Source organism: Coxiella-like endosymbiont (assembly GCF_002871095.1).
Classification (GTDB): Bacteria; Pseudomonadota; Gammaproteobacteria; order Coxiellales; family Coxiellaceae; genus Coxiella.
Genome location: NZ_NSHJ01000154.1, coordinates 1 through 4,266, shown reverse-complemented (window position 1 = coordinate 4,266; position 4,266 = coordinate 1). Strand labels below are relative to the sequence as shown.

Below are 4,266 nucleotides of genomic sequence, written 5' to 3'. Positions count from 1 at the left end.
TTACTAAACTAAAATAAAATATTCAGGCATTACCTATAATGTGGTAATTACAATTAGTAGTGAATTCAAATATACTTTGAAGGTAATACACACTGAGTTACTCTCTCTATTGCAGAGAGCTTGTTAAAAATTAAAATGACATTTAAAGGGGGGGAAACAATGATTAGCGATAAATTTAATCTTGGTCATTTGATGAAAAATGCAAAAAAAATTCAAGAGCTGATGCAGCAAGCGCAGAAGCAATTATCAAAAATTGAAGTTACTGGTGAATCAGGTGCTGGTATGGTTCAAGTAACCCTTACAGCTCAACATGAAGTTATTAATTTCATTCTCTCTGACGAACTTTTAAAAGAATCAAAAGAAGTTATTGAAGATCTCATCAAAGCTGCTTTAAACGATGCTAATCAAAAAGTTATTAAAATTACTCAAGAAAAAGTAATGTTTACCGGTAGTGGTAGCCTCTTTGATAACGACGAAGGAAGGTGAAAAATAATTTTGTATCCCCCGCCGCCTATCCTTGACTGCTACAATTTATCTTATTTCTACGCTACTTTTGGGCGTAATCGCTAATTCTTTTTCTTTCAGATCATTTAGTGTGGTTTAGTTTTTGGCCAGGCGTTTAATACTGCTTTGACCAGTGTAGCTAAGGGAATAGCAAAAAATACACTCCAAAATCCCCAGATACCGCCCAAAATCAGAACTGATAAAATAATTACAATTGGATGTAAATCCATAACCTCTGAAAAGAGAAGTGGCACCAATAAATTTCCATCTAAAGTGATAATTAAAGCGTAACCAATCATTAAATAGGTAAAATGTACAGATAAGCTCCATTGCATTAAACCTACTATTCCAATAGGAATAGTAACGATCACTGCCCCAATATAGGGCACAATCACAGATAATCCTAATAGCACTCCTAATAAAAAGGCGTATTGTAGTCCTAATAGCGTAAAAACAATAACCGAAACCAAACTAACAATAATTATTTCAACTACCCTCCCCCGAACATAAGCACCGATTTTTTGATTCATTTCGTTCCAGACAATTCTAATAAGTCCACGGCGCTCTGGTAAAAAACGGCTGAGCCAAATACTAATGGCTTTTCCATCTTTTAAAAAGAAAAATACGAGTAAAGGAACTAATACAACATAAAGAATTATCTCAATAATACTAGGAATCGAAGCTAAAGAAAAGGATAAAATAAATTGTCCAATTCGAGCTGATTGTTGATGTAAATAAACAGCAAAGTTAGTTAGCGGATCCGTTGGAAATAACTTGGGATAGTGGTGCATGAACTCAGTCATCCACACTTGTCCTTTAGTAATAGCTCGAGGAAATTCATGTACCATACTAACAAGTTGCTTCCACATTAACGGTAACAAACCAAAAAGCGCCAGTATAAAAAGACTTAAGAAAAAGAGATAGACTAGTGTTACCGCAAGCCAGTGGGGAACTTGCCATTGTTCTAACCACCGTACTGGTGAAGTAAAGAGATAAGCAAGAACTACACTAATCACTACTGGCAATAAAAATTTCCCAAAAAATTCAATTAATACGAAACCAAAGACTAGGGTAAAAAACAAGGCTAATGCTTCGGGATCTGAAAAATGACGGATAAACCAATTAGAAATACCTTGTAAAATGGGATTTTCACTATTATGCATTAACTTGAATATCTCTTATACTTTTAATCATCATCATCGCTGCGTTTACAGCCTCAGCTCCTTTATTACCTCGTTTTCCGGAAGCACGGGCAAAAGCTTGTTCTTTATTTTTCGTAGTCAAAATACCAAAAATAACAGGTATTTCATATTCCAACGCTACTTGTTGGCATCCCAAACTTACTTGCTGACAAACGTAATCATAATGATTAGTTTCTCCTCGGATAACTGCCCCCAAGCATACAATAGCATCATAATATTTAGTTTTTGCTACTTGTTTTGCCATTAATGGAATTTCAACTGACCCCGGTACCCAAACCGTTTTAATTTGATTTTCTTTAACATCTAACTCTCTAAAACGATCCAAAGCTCCAGTTAATAATTTTTCTATTACTGGTTGATTAAATTGACTAACTATAATAGCAAATTTAAGTTGAGGTGTCATTAATAGGCTCTGCTGTTAAATTTAATAAGTGACCCAATTTTTCTCGTTTTGCTTTTAAATAACGAATATTATCATCTATGGGGGCTGCTTCTAACGCTACCCGTTCTAAAACTTCGATTCCATAACGCCTTAAACCTGAAACTTTATTAGGATTATTAGTTAACAAACGAACTTTTCGTACTCCTAAAACCTTCAATATTTGCGCTGCCAATCCATAATCCCGTAAATCTGCTGCAAAACCAAGGTGATGATTTGCTTCTACTGTATCCAAGCCTTTTTCTTGTAAAGCATAAGCTTTTATTTTATTTCCTAAACCAATGCCACGACCCTCTTGGCGCAAATAAAGTAAAATTCCTCCACACTTAGAGATTTCATCTAACGCGGATTCCAATTGCCAACCGCAATCGCAGCGGGCAGAGCCAAACACATCACCGGTTAGGCATTCCGAGTGAACACGTACTAAACAGCATTTACTACTATCACTAGATTTTCTCTGACTAATTAAAGCTACGTGTTCTAAATTATCAATCCAATTACGAAAGGTTTTAATTGTAAATTTACCTTGATTTTTAAGTGGTAACATGGAAGCAGAAATTTCATCAATTAAAATTTCATGATTAATACGATGAGTAATCAAATCATGGATACTCACTAGCGGAATCTGATGGCGTTCAGCCAGCTGTTGTAAAGTAGGTAAGCGCGCCATACTACCATCTTCACTCAATACCTCACATAAGACAGCGGCTGACTTCAAACCTGCCAAACGACACAAATCAACACTTCCTTCCGTATGCCCCGGCCGGACTAAAACTCCTGCATCCCTTGCTTTTAAGGGAAAAATATGGCCAGGCATAACAATATCATCAGGACCACTTTTCTCATCAATCGCGATACGAATTGTTCGAGCTCGATCCTGAGCCGAGATTCCTGTTGTGACATCATAAGCTCCTTCAATAGAGACCCCAAAAGGGGTTTGATAACATGATCGATTTTGACTAGTCATCATAGGAATATGTAAACGTTCAAAATCGCTAGCCATCATTGGCAAACAAATTAACCCCCGTCCATATTGAGCCATAAAATTAATCTGCTCAGCCGTAACGTGTTGGGCAGCGACAATCAAATCGCCTTCGTTTTCTCGAGACTCATCATCAACCAGAATAATCATTCTGCCTTTACGTAAAGTTTTTAAAGCAGTTTCAATACTATCAAACGCTTTGTTCATTAAATATTATCTCCCGTGTTGTTTGAGCAGTAATTTTTGCTATTAAATCAAATTCGACATTTACCTGGCACCCTATTACTAAATCTTTTAAATTTGTTCTTTCTAACGTATGAGGAATTAACATCACTGAAAAAATATCTTTCATTACATGGTTAATTGTTAAACTGACTCCATTTATTGCTACACTCCCTTTTTTTATAATATACATTTGAGATTCTTTTGAAATATGGTTAAAAACCATTCGGACGAATTTAGTCTCTTTTTCTTTAGATGTTAATATAATGGTTTGATCAACATGACCTGTGACAAAATGCCCTCCTATTCGGTCCATTAATCGTAATGCACGCTCTAAATTGACTCGATCACCTGTTTTATAAAATCGTGCTGAAATACATGCTAAAGTTTCGGAAGATAATTCACAAAGAAAACAATTCAATTGCGCTTCCACAACGGTCACGCAAACCCCATCTACTGCGATGCTTTCTCCAGGCTGCAAATCTAGAAATTGCGTTTTAATATATACCACTGCTCGTTTTGGCAAAATTTCAATAGACTGTATTACTCCACAATGGTCAACAAGACCCGTAAACATAATCTCCACTCACTATATTAAACAGCCTGGTATTTACAAAACAGCCTGGTATTTACAATCACAACCCAAAAAAGGCAATAAATAAAGATAGTAGTTTCCTACCTTACCCGTATGCTGACTTTAATCGTCAGTTGTGTAATTCACTATTTTCTTTCCCAAATTGAAAGAAGCTTGCAGCAGGTTCATTTTATAAAAATTACAGTTGCTCAGAAACTTTACTTTTCCCTGAAGATCTTTTTTAAGATTACAGTAACAAATCTAACCAGAAAGTCAACTATCTTTATAAGCATCACTTCAAATAACGACTGCAATAACTAGATTAAAGAGACTACAATAAAAC

At 35.6% G+C, this 4,266-nt stretch carries 5 protein-coding genes; 1 reads left to right on the top strand and 4 read right to left on the bottom strand.

Features of this window, described 5'->3' with window-relative positions:
- Positions 1-159: 159 nt before the first annotated feature.
- A complete protein-coding gene (locus tag CLERM_RS03560) occupies positions 160-486 on the top strand; it encodes a YbaB/EbfC family nucleoid-associated protein (protein ID WP_102157213.1) in 327 nt (108 codons plus the stop codon).
- A gap of 104 nt (positions 487-590) precedes the next feature.
- On the opposite strand, the gene CLERM_RS03555 is transcribed toward CLERM_RS03560, so the two are convergent.
- From CLERM_RS03555 to CLERM_RS03540, 4 genes are read right to left on the bottom strand one after another with little or no spacing between them, the layout of a single operon-like run.
- Positions 591-1,667 (bottom strand): AI-2E family transporter, encoded by a 1,077-nt coding sequence (locus tag CLERM_RS03555; protein ID WP_102157212.1) that lies wholly within the window; start codon positions 1,665-1,667, stop codon positions 591-593.
- On the bottom strand, positions 1,660-2,109 hold the full coding sequence (ribH, locus tag CLERM_RS03550) for a 6,7-dimethyl-8-ribityllumazine synthase (protein ID WP_102157211.1): 450 nt from the start codon (positions 2,107-2,109) through the stop codon (positions 1,660-1,662). The genes CLERM_RS03555 and ribH overlap by 8 nt, the downstream gene beginning before the upstream one ends.
- Complete coding sequence (gene ribA / locus CLERM_RS03545) at positions 2,093-3,334, bottom strand: GTP cyclohydrolase II (protein WP_102157210.1); 1,242 nt, start codon at positions 3,332-3,334, stop codon at positions 2,093-2,095. The genes ribH and ribA overlap by 17 nt, the downstream gene beginning before the upstream one ends.
- Positions 3,318-3,926 (bottom strand): riboflavin synthase, encoded by a 609-nt coding sequence (locus CLERM_RS03540; RefSeq protein ID WP_102157209.1) that lies wholly within the window; start codon positions 3,924-3,926, stop codon positions 3,318-3,320. The genes ribA and CLERM_RS03540 overlap by 17 nt, the downstream gene beginning before the upstream one ends.
- Between the last annotated feature and the right edge of the window lie 340 nt (positions 3,927-4,266).